The organism is Ursidibacter arcticus (assembly GCF_009761375.1).
GTDB classification, from domain to species: Bacteria; Pseudomonadota; Gammaproteobacteria; order Enterobacterales; family Pasteurellaceae; genus Ursidibacter; species Ursidibacter arcticus.
In genome coordinates this window covers 1-16,671 of sequence record NZ_LEKM01000019.1, presented here as the reverse complement: position 1 = coordinate 16,671, position 16,671 = coordinate 1, and the positions used below count along the sequence as shown (strand labels likewise).

The window sequence follows — 16,671 nt, the reverse complement described above, 5'->3', positions numbered from 1 at the left end:
GCAGACTGATGACAAACTCTAATTTGTTGTATCCAATTAACGGACGCCAGCGTGGCGTCCCTACATAACAAAATAAAATCTGTTATTTTTCAATTGGTTATAACTTTTCTTGTAGGGACGCCACGCTGGCGTCCGAATGAAAAAAGACTTTGTCAATAATCTAAGGCAAATATGATTTGCCCCAATTCCCCCAAATGAATAAAATATGGAAATTAAAGCGTAATCTATTCTCACTATGCAAAAAAATCATAAAAACCCACCGCTTACGGCGGAGCAAAAAACCTTATTATCACAATTACAACAAACGACTTTGGTTGATTCTCGCCGTTTAGCCAACCGTATTCGAGGGTTAAGTCAAATTAAAAATGAGAATGCTAAACAAGCGGTGATTGCAGAAATTGAGACGGATCTTACCGCTTATCAAGCTCGTTATACCGCCCGTAAACAACAAGCTGAATGTGCCATTGATTACCCTGATCTGCCTGTTTCGGCTCGCCGTAATGAAATTTTAAAACTGATTGAAGAACATCAAGTTGTGGTGATTGCTGGGGAAACAGGTTCGGGTAAAACCACTCAGTTGCCGAAAATGTGTTTAGAGCTTGGGCGTGGAGTAAAAGGCTTAATCGGGCATACTCAACCACGCCGTATTGCAGCACGCTCGGTCGCAAGCCGTATTGCTGAAGAGTTAGGCTCAGAATTAGGTGCTACGGTAGGTTATAAGGTTCGTTTTAATGATCAAGTGAGTGATAATACCTTAATTAAATTGATGACAGACGGGATTTTGCTCGCTGAAATTCAAAATGATCGTTATCTCAATCAATATGATACGTTAATTATTGATGAAGCCCACGAGCGAAGTTTAAATAACGATTTTATTCTCGGCTATGTAAAGCAAATTCTGCCTAAACGCCCTGATCTTAAAGTCATTATTACCTCTGCAACCATTGATGTAGAACGCTTTTCAAAACATTTCAACAATGCACCAATTATTGAAGTTTCGGGTAGAACCTTCCCTGTGGAAGTGCGTTATCGCCCAATTATTGAAGAAGAGGATCAAGACCAACTACAAGGCATTTTAAATGCGGTTGATGAATTGCAGGCGGAAGGTCGTGGCGATATTTTAATTTTTATGAACGGTGAACGGGAAATTCGTGATACTGCCGATGCGTTACAAAAGCAGGAACTTCGCCATACGGAAGTTTTACCTTTGTATGCTCGCTTGTCCGCGGCGGAACAACAGCGTATTTTTAACCCAAGTAATCTAAACCGCATCGTGCTTGCCACAAATGTGGCGGAAACGTCTTTAACCATTCCCAATATCAAATATGTGATTGATACGGGAACAGCTCGCATTTCTCGTTATAGCTACCGTACTAAAGTACAACGTTTACCGATTGAGCCAATCTCGCAAGCCTCAGCAAATCAACGTAAAGGACGCTGTGGACGTACATCAGAAGGGATCTGTATTCGTCTTTATTCTGAAGACGATTTTAATAGCCGTCCTGAATTTACCGATCCTGAAATTTTACGCACCAATTTGGCATCGGTTATTTTACAAATGATTTCCCTTGGCTTACCTGATATTGAAGCCTTTCCATTTGTCGATCGCCCAGATACTAAACAGGTTCAAGACGGGATTCGTTTATTGGAAGAATTAGGTGCAATCGTTGGGAAAACCACATCAAATGCCAAACATCACACAAAAACACATCAACTAACGGCAATCGGTCGCCAACTCGCTCAACTCCCTGTCGATCCACGTTTGGCTCGTATGGTAATTGCTGCCAGTGAAAACGGTAGCTTACACGAAGTGATGATGATTGTTTCGGCATTATCTATTCAAGATCCGCGTGAACGTCCGCAAGAGAAACAGCAATCTGCCGATGACAAACATCGCCGTTTTGCCGATAAAGAGTCGGATTTTCTCGCTTTTGTGAATTTGTGGCAATTTATTCAAAGCCAACAAAAAGAACTCAGCAAAAATCAATTCCGCCGTTTGTGTCAGAAAGATTATCTCAATTATCTGCGAGTGCGTGAGTGGCAAGATATTTATCATCAGCTACGTCTCGCAGTGCGTGAAATGGGTTTGCGAATAAACAGTGAAGAGGCAAATTATCAGCAAATTCATACCGCTTTGCTAACAGGCTTGTTATCGCATATCGGCTTGAAAGATAACGAAAAAATGTCTTATTTAGGGGCAAGAAACGCACACTTTGCTATTTTCCCAAATTCTGTGCTTTTCAAAAAACAGCCAAAATGGGTAATGGCAGCAGAGTTAGTCGAAACCACAAAATTATGGGGCAGAATGGTGGCTCGTATTGAGCCTGAATGGGTTGAGCCACTGGCAACGCATTTATTAAAAAGCAGTTATAGTGAACCTCATTGGTCTAAATCAAAAGGTGCGGTAATGGCGTATGAGAAAGTCTCTCTTTATGGCATTCCGATTGTGGTTAATCGCTTGAAAAATTATGGCAAAATCGACCCGCTTGTTAGCCGAGAAATTTTTATTCGCTCTGCCTTGGTGGAAGGCGAATGGCACGCTAATTACAAATTTTTTAAAGAAAATAACCGCTTGGTTAAGGAAGTCGAGAATTTAGAACATAAATCTCGTCGCCGAGATATTTTAGTTGATGAACAAGTGCTATTCGATTTTTATGATCAGCGTATCGGCACTGATGTAGTCTCCACTAAACATTTCGACAGTTGGTGGAAAGTGGCAAGTAAAAAAGAGCCAGAATTACTAAACTTTGAAAAGTCTTTCTTAATCAATGACAATGCGAGTAAAGTCAGTGAACTTGATTTCCCGAATTTTTGGCATCAAGGCACACTTAAACTCAAACTTCGTTATCAATTTGAAATTGGTTCGCAAGAAGATGGGGTAACGGTGCATATTCCTTTAGCATTATTAAATCAAGTTGAGCCTGAAGGCTTTGATTGGCAAATCCCAGGGCTTCGCCACGAGTTAATTGTGGCATTGATTAAATCGTTACCGAAAGCGACTCGCCGTAATTTTGTGCCTGCACCGAACTATGCCGATGCGTTTCTTGCTCGTGTAGAGCCATTTAAAAAACCGCTTTTACAAAGTTTAAGCGATGAACTCCGCCGAATGACTGGCGTGTATGTTGAACCAGAATTGTGGGATCTAAGCCAAATTCCCGCTCACTTACGTTTATGTTTCTGTGTGGTTGATGAAAAGAATAAACCATTGATGCAGAGTGAAAATTTAGATGAATTGAAATTTGCATTAAAAGATCAAGTGCAACATACCTTATCTAACATTGCCGATGATGGCATTGAGCAAACAGGGGTACATTTATGGAATTTTGCCGACTTGCCACAATTTTATGAGCAGAAAAAAGCCCATTTTAGTGTGAAAGCCTACCCTGCGATTGTGGATGAAAAAGAGGCTGTTGGCATTAAACTCTTTGAGACAGAATTTGAACAAGCAAAAGCAATGCAAGCAGGACTTCGCCGTTTATTATTACTTAATGTGCCTTCGCCGATTAAATATCTGCACGAAAAACTGCCGAATAAAGCGAAATTAGGTCTCTATTTTGCCCCCTTTGGTAAAGTGCTAGAGTTGATCGATGATTGTATTGCTTGTGCGGTTGATAAGTTGATTGATGATTTTGGTGGCTTTGTATGGACGGAAGAAAAATTCAATGAGCTACATCATTATGTACGAGCAAATTTAAATGATACGACCGTTGAGATAGCCAAACAAGTTGAGAAAATTCTAACGCTTGCCTATGAAATCAGTAAACGATTAAAAGGTAAGTTAGACTTTACAATGGCGTTTGCCTTATCCGATATTCAATCACAGTTAAAACAGTTGATTTACCCTGATTTTGTTACTAAAACAGGCTATCAACGACTTGCAGATCTTTACCGTTATCTCACCGCTATTGACAAACGCTTAGACAAATTAGTGGTTGATAGCAACGCTGACAGAGCCAAAATGTTGCGAGTAGAGCAAGTGCGGAATGCTTATCAGCAGTTGTTAGCCAAACTACCGAAATCGAAACCAATGAGTGATGAGATTTTGGAGATCCGCTATATGATCGAAGAATTACGAGTAAGTCTATTCGCTCAACAGCTCGGTACGAAATACCCGATTTCAGATAAGCGGATATTAAATAGTATTGCGGAAGTGAAATGAACATAGGGGCAAGTTGTTTGCCCCCAAATCCTTGTTTAAGATCGCAGCCCAACGCCACGATTGATTAGCGAATATGCCCAGCTGTATAACACAATGATAAAGAGTGAAAGTACGCCAAAGGTATAGTAAATAGAAACATCACTAATACCTAAAAATCCATAGCGGAAACCACTAATCATATAAACAATAGGGTTAAATTGTGAAACAGTTTGCCAAAATTCAGGTAACAGCGTGATAGAATAAAACACCCCACCTAAATAGGTTAAAGGCGTTAAAACAAAGGTTGGAATTGTGCCGATGTCATCAAAGTTATTCGCAAATACCGCATTGATTAGCCCACCTAGCCCAAAAGCAATGGTGGTCATCAACATTGTTAAGATAATTACAAACCAAGAGTGTATTTCATAAGAAACAAAACAGAGTGCCACAGTAGTCACTAAAATGCCAACTAACACACCACGCACAACACTCCCTGCTACATAACCCCAAATGATTGTGTGGCTTGAAAGAGGCGATACGAGTAGTTCTTCGATATTTCGCACAAATTTACTTAAAAAGAATGATGATGCACTATTCGTATAAGATGCGGTAATTGCCGACATCATTATTAACCCTGGTGCAATAAACTGCATATAGCTTACACCATTCATATCGCCGATACGTTTACCGATCAATGTGCCAAAAATTAAAAAATAGAGCGTAGTGGTAATAATCGGTGGCACTAATGTTTGTCGCCAAATGCGTAAAATGCGTTTTGATTCTTTTGCAACTAAGGTATAAAAACCAATCATTTTGTTTCCTTTACTTTAAACTCATAAACAGCTCTTCTAAGCGGTTAGATTTATTGCGTAAACTTAAAATTTCAATCTGTTGTTGGCTAAACTGTTGGAATAAGTTATTTAACCCTTGCTCTCGTTTAACTTCAACTTCTAGGGTGCTTTCATCAATCCATTTCACTGGATAACCTTCAATAACAAGCGGTCGTTTTTCTGCAACATCGAGCAAAAATGTTTCTGTTTCTAGCTTGGCTAATAAGGTTTTCATTGATGTATTTTCAATGAGCTGACCTTGCTGAATAATCCCGATATTACGACATAATGTTTCCGCTTCCTCAAGGTAATGGGTCGTCAGAATGATCGTTGTGCCTTGTTGATTTAGCTCACGCAAAAAATCCCAAAGGCTACGGCGAAGTTCAATATCTACCCCTGCGGTTGGTTCATCAAGAATTAACAATTTTGGATTATGCATTAACGCACGAGCAATCATTACTCTACGTTTCATTCCCCCTGAAAGCTCTCGAGTTAAGCTCTCACGTTTTTCCCATAAATCCAATTTACCTAGCCAATACTCTGCTCGTTTTAAGGCTTCCGCTTTTGGAACGCCATAAAACCCCGCTTGATTAAGTAATACATCAATGACTTTTTCAAATTGATTGAAATTAAATTCTTGTGGAACTAAACCAATTTGCTGTTTTAGCTGAATTTTCTGTGTATCTAAATCATACCCAAAAACTTTGACTGTACCGCTCGTTTTATTCACCAAAGAGCTGATAATTCCAATAGTAGTGGATTTTCCTGCACCATTATGTCCAAGTAGTGCATAAAAATCCCCTTGTTCAACAGTCAGATCAATACCCTTCACAGCTTGAACACCTGTTGCATACTGTTTAACTAAATTTTTTATCTCTAATGCCTTCATTATTCTGCTACTGCTCTAATTGTAGATTCATCAATGGTTGCCCCAAATGCGTTGCGTAAAAGTTGCAATTTACTGTCTGCTAATAACGCTTGTTTTGCATCATAGGTCATCTTTTCAAAAATTGTTCGGCGAAGTTCTAAAGGGGTTTGATGTTGCTCACTTTCACCGATACTGAGCTGATAAGTTAAACCTAACTTCTCAAATGCTTGCGTCAGGTGTTGGCGAGTATCCTCGGTATTCAAATGTGCCATTGAGGGTTTCAGCACTAATTCAAATTGATTATGCTCTTTGTGAGCAACATAACTATTTAATGCAATTTGACGAGTTAGCCCTGTTAAATTAAGGCGATTAACCAATTCACACCATTCATCTTGCTGACAAGAGAGTTCGATTGTTTTACGCACTAATTCAGGCGTACGTTCTTGTAAAATCGCTTGTTTGATATCTGAAGGCTTGGCTTGTTCTTCTTGATGTTCTAACTCAGGATTTAGCCACGTCCAGCGATAATCTTCATCTGACGTTGCTGTTTCTGTGCTTGTGTAATTTTTTTTATCCGATTCTGCTTTATTTTGCTCACTGATTGCGGTTGCAATTTGTGAAAAACGCTCTTGTAAGTTGCCTTTTCCTTTATTCGTACTCGGCTTTACGACATTTTTTGTTGGCTGCGTTGATGATGCTAAGGGTTCAGACTTTTTTTTTTGTTCATCACTAGTGGCATCTAATTGCTTTAACGCATTAAGTGCCATCAGTGCAGATTGTGTGCTAGTCGCCACTTCTGCCTGTGATGATTGAGAAGAACTGCTTGTTGTGGTTGCAAATGTTGGCTCTGATCTTACCGCTTGTACATCAGATGTTGGCGTTATTGGTGCATCTTGAACCTTATCGGCTTTCTGTTCTGTCGTAACTTGCTGATTTTGCGACAAGCGTTGGCGTAACTGAGCGATGTTTTGTTGAGCATTATTTTGCGAAGTCGTATTCGGTTGGCTTGTTTGAACTGTTGAAAAAGCTAACTGCTCCACATTTTTCGGGTGAAAAGCCAATGCTCTCAATATAGTCATTTCTACCCCTGAACGCTGTTCAGGTGCAAAAGGCAACTCTTTTTTTCCTGTTAGCATTAGCTGATAGAAAAATTGTACATCCTCTGGCGACAGTTGGCGTGCTAAGAAGTGTAATGGCGTTTCTTCATTCGCAGAATGTGGCAATAGTTGTAACATTGCGATTTGGTGAAGTGTCTCTGCTACATCACTTAATAGTTGCTGCCAGTCGATCCCTTTCTCTGCCACCGTTTGTATAACACCCATTGCCTTTTCACCATCTGCTAAGGCTAACGCTTGAACCAGTTCAATCGGTTGATGATCGTCAATTAACCCAAGCATTTGGCTAACAATAGGCAAAGTAATATTTGCATTACTTACTGCGATGGCTTGGTCGGTCAAACTTAATGAGTCGCGAATACTCCCTTGTGCTGCTTTTGCAAGTTTTTCAAGGGCAGGCAATTCATAGGGAATTTGCTCTTGCTGTAAGATAAATTCTAAATGGTTGCGGATCTGACTTGGATCTAATGCACGCAAATGAAATTGCATACAGCGAGATAAAATAGTGATCGGTAATTTTTGTGGATCTGTCGTTGCTAATAAGAATTTAACATACTCAGGCGGCTCTTCTAAGGTTTTGAGTAACGCATTAAAGCTGTGACGAGAAAGCATATGTACTTCGTCAATTAAATAAACTTTAAAACGCCCAACCGTTGGTTTGTACTGTACGTTATCCAATACATCTCGGGTGTCTTCCACCTTAGTGCGAGATGCCGCATCAATCTCAATTAAATCAATAAAGCGACCTTCTTCAATCGCTTTACAGTTAGCACATTGCCCACAAGGGTCAGCCGTAATGCCTGTTTCACAATTTAAGCCTTTCGCAAATAAGCGAGCGATAGACGTTTTTCCTACACCACGCGTTCCCGAAAAGAGATAAGCGTGATGTAATCTATCTTCACGCAACCCATTTTCTAATGCGGATAAAACGTGTTGTTGCCCCACAACTTGACTAAAACGTTGTGGACGCCATTTGCGTGCTAAAACTTGATAGGACATTATGCCAACCTTATTTTATGTTAATTAGTGCCCTTCAAAACTCACTAATGTGAACGATTTGATTCCTTCTTTCGCTAAGCGTTCTGCTCCGCCTAATTCAGGTAACCAAATAACGAAAGCTGCATTTTCAACTTTACCATTCAAACGGCGAATGAGTTTTACCGTTGCTTCTACTGTGCCGCCTGTCGCCAATAAATCATCAATAACTAAAACATTATCGCCAGCTTGGATAGAATCCGTATGGATTTCCAACGTATCTTCGCCATATTCTAAGCTATAAGACTGTGCAATCGTTTCTCTTGGTAATTTTTTAGGCTTACGCACTAATACAAAAGGTACGCCTAATGCTAATGCCACTGGTGCACCAAAAATAAAACCACGAGATTCTGTACCGACAATTTTAGTAATACCTTTATTTTTGTATTCTGCCACAATAGCATCAATACAGGCTTGGAATGCTGTTGGCACTTCTAGTAATGATGTAATATCACGAAAAATAATGCCAGCTTTTGGATAATCAGGGATAGATTTGATCGAAGATTTAATTAAATCGAGTTGTTGACTCATTGCTTAACCTTTTCAGTTTTTAATGGAAAAATAACCTGTGGAATTTAGCAAAAATCCTTAAAATTACAAGGAAAAAATACAATAAGCGGTGCGTTCTTGCAAAAAATTTGCAAAATTGCACCGCTTGTAAACTATTATCGATTATGCAAATCAAACTCTCGTCTCAAGTTTCCTTGGGGCAATAAAAATTGCAGGGAAAGCAAAAATTGCCATCAACCAAAAACTAAAAGTAGGCGACGATTGATAAATAAGCCCTGAAATAAAGGTAAATAAGGCAATAACCATACAGCTTGCTAAACTAAAATAGAGTGCTTGTAGTTTCGCAATATGGCTTACTGGTTGAGTTGAAATATAACGAATCATTGCATAATGTCCTACTACATAAGAAACAGCGTGTAGTGTTTGTGCCAAAGCAATAATCACAACTTCATTAGTTGAAGACAAGGTAATCCAACGAACAACTGCTCCTAATGCTGAAAATAGCATTAAATAATAAGTTTTCCACGTTTTGAATAGCTTGTGAGAAAAGAAGAAAACTACAATTTCAGCAATAACTGCAACACTCCATAATAAACTTGCACCTTGAGTAGATATTCCATTACTCGACCAATAAATTGTGCTATATGCGTAATAAACGGCGTGAGAGCCTTGAATTAACGAAATTGCAATTAACATTCTCATTGTATTCGGTACTTTAAAAAGTTGCCAATAGCTCATCTGCTCTTGTTCACTTTGAGTGTTTTCAACGACACTAAATGCTTGTGTCGGAGTTGTACTAATTCCTATACCGAGAAAAACAAGCCAGCCCGCTAAAATACCGATAATGGCACTTTCCCCTAACATACCAATCAAATAGCCTGTGCTGGTTAGCCCCACGACAAACGCAATTGAGCCAAATAAGCGACTTTTACCATAATCTAAACCTATCTGTTGCTGCCAAGTAGATGCTATGGTATCTGCGATAGGCATCGATCCGCCATTAAAGATATGGAATAACGCAATAACAGGTAAAAATAACCAAATTGAACCCACTACCCACGCCATTATGCCTAACATCACCACTGTTGCCCAAGTGAGAAAACGGTTAAGTGGAATCAATTTATTCGGGTTACTCACACGAGAGAAATACATTGCACCGATAAAACGGAATAAGTACCCAAGAGAAATCAGTACGCCGATCATTTCGGTATCATAACCATTATGTTGCAACCATACTGGTAAAAATGGTAACAACACCCCAAAAGCTGCATAATACCCAAAAAAGTTAAAAGACGACCATTGAAAGGGGGTAAGTTTGATCATAAGGATTTTTCCATCTCTTCTGCTCGTTTAATCGCAGCATTCATTGCTTGATTGACCGTATCCGCCAACTGATGTTGTTCAAATACCGCTAGTGCTTGTGCAGTTGTCCCACCTTTTGAAGTTACATTTTCACGCAAAGTAGCTAAGGATAAATTCGGATTTGCCACCACCATTTTAGCCGCACCTACCGCCACAGATTGTACTAAGAAACGGGCATCATTTTCGCTAAAGCCCATTTGCATTGCTGATTGTTGCATCGCTTCCATAAAGCGGAAAAAATAAGCAGGACTTGAGCCAGTGATTGCAATAATTTGGTTTAATTGTGCCTCAGTTTCTACCCAATAACACTGCCCTACTGCTGAAAGCAAGGTTTCAGCAAATTGACAAGCGGTAGGATCGACCGATTTTTTTGCAAATAAGCCAGACAGCCCTTCCCCAATTAACGATGGCGTATTCGGCATTGAACGGACTATATTTTTAGCGGAAGGGAGTAACTGCTCCAAACGAGCCACTGAAATCCCAGCTGCAACGGATAAGACCCATTTTGAGCTAAAATCAACATCGGCAAACTCCGCACACACCTCTGCCATCATCTGTGGTTTTACTGCTAAAATTACCACATCTGCTTGTTCAACCGCTTGACAATTAGTGAATTCAACATTGATCCCCATTGCACCTAATTCTTGACGGCGAATTTGATTACTTTTATTACAAGCAATAATATCTGAAGTAGGATAACCGCTTTTCACTAAGCCTGAAATAATCGCAAATGCCATATTACCTGCACCGATAAAAGCAATTTTCTTGTGTTGCATATATTCTCCTTTTTTGTAAATTAGACGAGTTAGCGTAAAATAACATAATTCTACGCTATCAATAAGGATTCCTAAATGTTTTGGTTCAAAAATGTGATGCTTTACCGTTTAACTAGCCCCTTAACGCTCACGAGTGGTGAGTTAGAAACACAGTTACAGCAAACAAAATTTACCCCTTGCCAACAAAGTGATATGAGCAAATTTGGTTGGTCCAATCCACTTTCTAGCAGTGAATTACTCCATTTTTCTCTCGGGCAGCAATTTCTATTGGTTTCCCATAAAGAAGAAAAATTACTTCCAGCACAAGTTATTAAAAAAGAAACGGAAGCTCGAATTGAGAGCCTTGAGCATAAAGAGCAACGTAAATTAAAGAAAACCGAAAAACAAGCAATCAAAGATGATGTAGTGGCAATGTTACTGCCACGAGCATTTAGCAAACATCAGTTTACAGCGATTTGGCTAGATATAGAACGCCAACTTGTTTATGTCGATGCCGCATCGAGTAAACGAGCGGAAGATACCCTTGCATTATTGCGTAAAACCTTAGGCTCTCTACCTGTTGTCCCTATTTCATTTGCACAACAACCTAGCGATGCAATGACAAATTGGCTAGCTAAAGGGCATACACCGCATTGGCTTACTTTATTAGAAGAAGCAGAATTAAAATCCTTTGATACTGATAGTGTGATCCGCTGTAAACGCCAAGATTTAGAAAGTGATGAGATCAATGTTCACTTAGAAGCGGGTAAATTCGTCACAAAATTAGCATTAGATTGGGAAAATCACTTTTCGTTTGTATTAAATGATGATGCTACTCTTTCTCGGATTAAATTTGCCGATGATATTCGTGAGAAAAATGATGATATTTTAAAAGAAGATGTTGCCCAGCGTTTTGATGCAGACTTTTTATTGATGAGTGAAGAACTGCGTTTATTCACCGAAAAACTGATCGAAGAATTAGGTGGCATCAAAGAGAGAATTTAATCTAAACGGATAACAGCATCAATTTGTAGTGTGAATAAGCTCACTCTATTAACATCAATATACTCAATTAAAAATAGGAAAAAATGGATATTTATCTAGTCGGCGGAGCGGTACGAGATCAGCTACTTGGCTTAACAGTTACAGACAGAGATTGGCTAGTTGTGGGTACAACGCCAGCCCAATTATTAGCGGAAGGTTATCAGCAAGTTGGAAACGATTTCCCTGTCTTTCTCCACCCTAAAACCAAAGAAGAGTATGCATTAGCCCGTACAGAACGAAAAAATGGACAGGGTTATAATGGCTTTCTGTGTGATTTCTCGCCTGATATTACCTTAGCTGAAGATTTATTACGGCGAGATCTCACCATCAACGCGATTGCTCAAGACTTAAACGGTAATCTTCACGATTTCTACGGGGGAATAGCCGATATTGAACAACGTATTTTACGCCACGTTTCCCCTGCTTTTAGTGAAGATCCATTGCGAGTATTGCGTGTTGCTCGTTTTGCCGCTCGTTTTCACCATCTTGGGTTTAAGATAGCACCTGAAACCTTTCAGCTAATGAAAGAGATCAGTAAAAGCGGTGAGTTAGATTACTTAACTGCCGAGCGAGTTTGGCTAGAAACACAAAAAGCCTTTAATACGCCATCACCACATATTTATTTTCAGACGCTACATCATATTGGTGCATTAGCAATTTTATTCCCTGAAGTAAATGCACTATTTGGGGTGCCACAACCTGAAAAACATCACCCTGAAATTGATTCTGGTATTCACACACTCTTAGTGCTAGCACAAGCTAAAAAATTAGCCGATAAAGCGAACGATCCTGAAAGCGTACTTTTTGCTGCACTCTGCCACGATTTAGGCAAAGCCCTCACACCAAAAGAGATACTTCCGCACCATTATGGACACGAATATAAAGGTATCGCCCCTACCGAAAAACTTGCAAGTCGTTTAAAAGTACCTACTCATAGTAAAGAATTTGCAAAATTGGTAGCAGAATTTCATACTCATAGCCATAAAATAATGGAACTCCGCCCCGAAACAGTAATTAAGTTATTTAATAAATTAGATGTATGGCGTAAACCACAACGTTTCTTTGATTTTCTATTGGTATGCGAAGCGGACAGTAAAGGACGCTTAGGGTTTGAACAGCGAGAATATCCACAAGCTGACTATGCAAAACAACTTTATGCTATCGCTAACCAGATTGATGTTCAAAAAGTTATCGCTGATGGTTTTGAAAAAGCGAATATAAAAACTGAGCTAGATAAACGCCGCCAGTTTGCAATCAAACAATTTAAACAGATGCAGAAATAGGGGTTAAACATCAGATTATTGACGAACTTATTTCGTGTAGGGTGGGCTTAAGCCCACCATTTTGTAACTTATTGATTTTAAAGATGGTGGGCTAAAGCCCACCCTACAGATTTTACGTTCTTTTGATGTTTGTCATCAGTCTGGGTTAAACATAGGAATTTATTGAGTTTTTCTATCTGAAAAAAATAAAATTTAAAATAATGATAAATTCTTAAAAATTTTTTGAACTTTTTTTCAAACCCTAAGTCTGACTATTCGCTAAATGCTTAACTCTTGTAGCAAGTTTTTTTCATTTTTTAGGTAAAGACCTCCGCCGATACCACTTTGGTATCGGCTTTTTTTATCCAGTACACCTGATGAATGGTATGGAGGTTATCTATATCTTATTACCCCATCAACGTTTTATTTGGCTCAAAAGCGATTTCTCTCACTAACTTCGGCACTAAATAACCTGATGTGGTACGTTGCAATTCTTTATAAATTTGAGCAGCTTGATGATCCTCAATATAAAAATGGCTTGCCCCTTCTACTTTATCCAACAAATGTAGATAGTAGGGTAAAATACCGTAACTAAATAATTTATCACTCAATATCTTTAAAGTTCTCGGGTTATCATTCACATCTTTAAGCAATACGGTGTGATTTAGCAACGTAACATTCGCTTTTTTCAACATTTGCATTTTTTGTGCAAAAACATCATCAATTTCATTAGCGTGATTGATATGTGCGACAAACACAATGTTCAATCGGGAATTTGCAAACCGATTACAGAGTTCATCAGTAATACGATTTGGAATCACAACGGGTAATCGACTATGAATGCGTAGCGTTTTGATATGGGGGATTTGCTCTAATTTCGTTAAAATCCAATCTATTTCGTGATCTTTCGCCATTAGCGGATCACCACCAGACAAAATCACTTCTTCGACTTCTTGATGTGCTGCAATATAATCAATGCTCTGTTGCCAAGATGCTTTACCACTTTTAATTTCATCATAAGGGAAATGACGGCGAAAGCAAAAACGACAGTTAATAGCACAGCTATTTTTAAGCATAAATAACAAGCGATTGTGATATTTATGCAAAATATTAGGAGCAGGTGAATGTTGCTCTTCAAGGGGATCTTTTACAAACCCATCTACCGCAATAAATTCTTGTTGGAGAGACATTGCTTGTAAAAAGAGCGGGTCATTCCGCTCTTTTTTTTGCATTTTTTCAGCAAAGGGGCGAGGAACTCGCAATGCAAATAATTTCCGAGCATCAATATCTTGCTCAAACTCTTTGGAATCAAGCTCTAAAAAGTCGAGTAATGCTTTAGGATCATTAAAAGCTTGGGCTAAATCAATTAACCATAGCGGTTTGATTGGGTCAATTATTTGCATTATTTAACCCTATTGCGTAATGATACATTGCACAGGAGCATTATTTTTATCCACCATCAATGTTGGTGGAAGTTGGTTGTTAGTCGCACTAATCAGATACTGAACACCATTTAAGCAATAGCGAGAATAGCCTGCTGTTTTTTCAATTAAATTAGGATCTTGCGGATCGATAGATTTAAATGCTTGAACCGTTGGTACATTTTGTACCTGTTGATTAAGCTGAGCAACTGGATTTGCAGATTGTTGAGCTGAATCCACCGCTTGTTGTTTATTTTCTACTTGCTTATTCTCTTGAGCTTGTGCTTCTGTGGGGGAAAGCATATCACTCAATAAATAACCTGCCGCAGCCCCTGTTAAGAAGTTAGCTGCACGATTACCATTTGATTGAACTTGCTGTGCTGCTCCTGCTGGTTGTTGTGGAGTGTTGTTAAAATCAGCATCTTGCTGATTCTTTTGTTGAGAAGTAGATTGTTGTGTACTTGGTTTTGTTTTTGCTACTCGCATTCCACCACCACGTTTAGCTTCAGCAATAGTTGAAAGGGAAAAGAGTGCAATCGCTGCCACAGTAATGACTTTTTTCATTAAATATCCTTGTAAATGTAAGAGAAAAGTTAAATGCTAAAAAGCCTGAGGATTATACCTAAAAATAAATCCATCGCCATCATAAATAAATTTTTAAAAGTTTTTTGATTTTGTTGTATCATATACGCCTTTTTATAAACCTTGCCAATTCAGGCATTTCATTTATCTATTTTGAGGATAACAATGGCTAGTTACAGCACTAACGACTTTAAACCAGGTTTAAAATTCATTCAAGACGGCGAACCTTGTGTCATCGTTGAAAACGAATTCGTAAAACCAGGTAAAGGTCAAGCATTTACCCGTACAAAAATCCGTAAACTTATTTCTGGTAAAGTATTAGAGATCAACTTTAAATCAGGTACTTCTGTTGAAGCAGCTGATGTTGTAGATTATAACTATACTTACTCTTATAAAGATGAAGACTTCTGGTACTTTATGCACCCAGAAACTTTTGAGCAAATTTCTGTTGATGCAAAAGCATTAGGCGATAACGATAAATGGTTAGTTGATCAAGCTGAATGTATCATCACATTATGGAACGGTTCTGCAATTGGTGTAACTCCACCAAACTTTGTTGAATTAGAAGTTATTGAAACTGATCCAGGTTTAAAAGGTGATACAGCTGGTACAGGTGGTAAGCCTGCAACATTAAGCACTGGTGCTGTTGTTCGTGTACCACTTTTCGTCCAAATCGGTGAAGTGATTAAAGTTGATACTCGTTCTGGTGAATACGTTTCACGCGTAAAATAAGATGAAAAAATCCCCTAGCTTTCGTTAGGGGATTTTTTTATCATTATTTCAAAACTTTATAATGAAAACAGTGTCGTATTAGAGTAAAATCTTTCACATCAAGTACATTATAAAAAGAGGGAACATTTATGTCAGTCACTATTTTAGATCAATTAGAAGGTAAAATTAAACAAGCTGTTGAAACTATTCAATTACTTCAATTAGAAGTTGAAGAATTAAAAGGTAAAAACGATGAAGCTAATCGTGCGAATGAAACATTACGTCAAGAACACGAGCAATTAAAAGCAGAACATCAAGGTTTCCAAGATCGTTTACGTTCGCTTTTAGGTCAAATTGATAACGTTTAATTTCATAAATTATCAAAACGGCTAACATTGATTAGCCGTTTTTCTTTATAACTATGGCAAAACTCTATTTTTACTATTCTTCTATGAATGCAGGCAAATCAACCACCCTGCTCCAGTCTTCTTATAACTACCAAGAACGTGGTATGAATACCCTTGTTTATACGGCTGCTATTGATGACCGATATGGCGTAGGAAAAGTCGCATCTCGTATTGGTATATCCCAAGAAGCTGCACTATTTCATACGACAACTGATCTATTCAGTGAAGTTTCCGCCCATATTCAAAAGCAAACATTACACTGCATTTTAATTGATGAAGCACAATTTTTAACGAAAGCACAAGTTTATCAACTAAGCGAAATTGTGGATAAGCTCAACATTCCCGTTCTATGCTACGGATTAAGAACAGACTTTCGAGCAGAGTTATTTGAAGGTAGCCAATATCTTCTTGCTTGGGCAGATCAACTCGAAGAGTTAAAAACAATCTGTTATTGTGGTAGAAAAGCAAATTTTGTTATTCGTCTTAACGAGCAAGGTGAAGCCATTGCTGATGGTGAACAAATTCAAATTGGGGGTAACGATACTTATCTTTCTGTTTGTCGCCGCCATTACAAAGAGAAACTTGCTAAATAAAAGTTAGGGGAAAAATTCCCCTCAGACTGATGACAAAC

The 16,671-nt window shown here is 38.6% G+C and carries 14 protein-coding genes; 6 read left to right on the top strand and 8 right to left on the bottom strand.

Annotated features, from left to right (window positions below; genetic code table 11):
- The first annotated feature begins 226 nt into the window (after window positions 1-226).
- The gene (gene hrpA / locus A1D25_RS00835; protein WP_157393835.1) at window positions 227-4,159 is read left to right on the top strand and encodes an ATP-dependent RNA helicase HrpA; all 3,933 of its coding nucleotides are present in this window, start codon (window positions 227-229) and stop codon (window positions 4,157-4,159) included.
- Window positions 4,160-4,194: 35 nt separating this feature from the next.
- Here hrpA and A1D25_RS00830 read toward each other — a convergent pair whose 3' ends face one another.
- From A1D25_RS00830 to proC, 6 genes are all read right to left on the bottom strand, one after another.
- Complete coding sequence (locus tag A1D25_RS00830) at window positions 4,195-4,950, bottom strand: ABC transporter permease (RefSeq protein ID WP_157393834.1); 756 nt, start codon at window positions 4,948-4,950, stop codon at window positions 4,195-4,197.
- A 10-nt stretch (window positions 4,951-4,960) separates the two neighbouring features.
- Entirely contained in the window at window positions 4,961-5,857 is an 897-nt protein-coding gene (locus A1D25_RS00825) for an ABC transporter ATP-binding protein (RefSeq protein WP_157393833.1), read from the bottom strand.
- Complete coding sequence (dnaX, locus tag A1D25_RS00820; RefSeq protein WP_157393832.1) at window positions 5,857-7,950, bottom strand: DNA polymerase III subunit gamma/tau; 2,094 nt, start codon at window positions 7,948-7,950, stop codon at window positions 5,857-5,859. Before dnaX ends, A1D25_RS00825 begins: the two co-directional genes overlap by 1 nt.
- A gap of 24 nt (window positions 7,951-7,974) precedes the next feature.
- Window positions 7,975-8,517 (bottom strand): adenine phosphoribosyltransferase, encoded by a 543-nt coding sequence (gene apt / locus A1D25_RS00815; protein ID WP_157393831.1) that lies wholly within the window; start codon window positions 8,515-8,517, stop codon window positions 7,975-7,977.
- 150 nt (window positions 8,518-8,667) lie between these two features.
- Window positions 8,668-9,819 carry a 3-phenylpropionate MFS transporter gene (locus A1D25_RS00810; protein WP_157393830.1) on the bottom strand — a complete coding sequence of 384 codons (1,152 nt, stop codon included), beginning with the start codon at window positions 9,817-9,819 and terminating at the stop codon, window positions 8,668-8,670.
- Complete coding sequence (gene proC, locus A1D25_RS00805; RefSeq protein ID WP_157393829.1) at window positions 9,816-10,634, bottom strand: pyrroline-5-carboxylate reductase; 819 nt, start codon at window positions 10,632-10,634, stop codon at window positions 9,816-9,818. Before proC ends, A1D25_RS00810 begins: the two co-directional genes overlap by 4 nt.
- Window positions 10,635-10,709: 75 nt before the next feature.
- On the opposite strand from proC, the gene rdgC reads away from it, so the two are divergent.
- Together rdgC and A1D25_RS00795 are read left to right on the top strand one after the other, a co-directional pair.
- Window positions 10,710-11,618, top strand: a complete 909-nt coding sequence (gene rdgC / locus A1D25_RS00800) for a recombination-associated protein RdgC (protein ID WP_157393828.1) — start codon at window positions 10,710-10,712, stop codon at window positions 11,616-11,618.
- 83 nt (window positions 11,619-11,701) lie between these two features.
- Window positions 11,702-12,940 carry a multifunctional CCA addition/repair protein gene (locus tag A1D25_RS00795; protein WP_157393827.1) on the top strand — a complete coding sequence of 413 codons (1,239 nt, stop codon included), beginning with the start codon at window positions 11,702-11,704 and terminating at the stop codon, window positions 12,938-12,940.
- 386 nt (window positions 12,941-13,326) lie between these two features.
- Here A1D25_RS00795 and epmB read toward each other — a convergent pair whose 3' ends face one another.
- Window positions 13,327-14,322, bottom strand: coding sequence for an EF-P beta-lysylation protein EpmB (gene epmB, locus A1D25_RS00790; protein ID WP_157393826.1), 996 nt, complete (start codon window positions 14,320-14,322; stop codon window positions 13,327-13,329).
- Between the two features lie 9 nt (window positions 14,323-14,331).
- Entirely contained in the window at window positions 14,332-14,904 is a 573-nt protein-coding gene (locus A1D25_RS00785; protein ID WP_157393825.1) for a hypothetical protein, read from the bottom strand.
- Between the two features lie 183 nt (window positions 14,905-15,087).
- On the opposite strand from A1D25_RS00785, the gene efp reads away from it, so the two are divergent.
- From efp to A1D25_RS00770, 3 genes are all read left to right on the top strand, one after another.
- Window positions 15,088-15,654: an elongation factor P gene (gene efp / locus A1D25_RS00780; RefSeq protein WP_157393824.1), complete on the top strand. Its 567-nt coding sequence runs from the start codon at window positions 15,088-15,090 to the stop codon at window positions 15,652-15,654.
- Window positions 15,655-15,782: 128 nt separating this feature from the next.
- A complete protein-coding gene (gene zapB, locus A1D25_RS00775) occupies window positions 15,783-16,001 on the top strand; it encodes a cell division protein ZapB (protein WP_157393823.1) in 219 nt (72 codons plus the stop codon).
- Between the two features lie 53 nt (window positions 16,002-16,054).
- Window positions 16,055-16,633 carry a thymidine kinase gene (locus A1D25_RS00770; RefSeq protein ID WP_157393822.1) on the top strand — a complete coding sequence of 193 codons (579 nt, stop codon included), beginning with the start codon at window positions 16,055-16,057 and terminating at the stop codon, window positions 16,631-16,633.
- The last annotated feature ends 38 nt before the right edge of the window (window positions 16,634-16,671 follow it).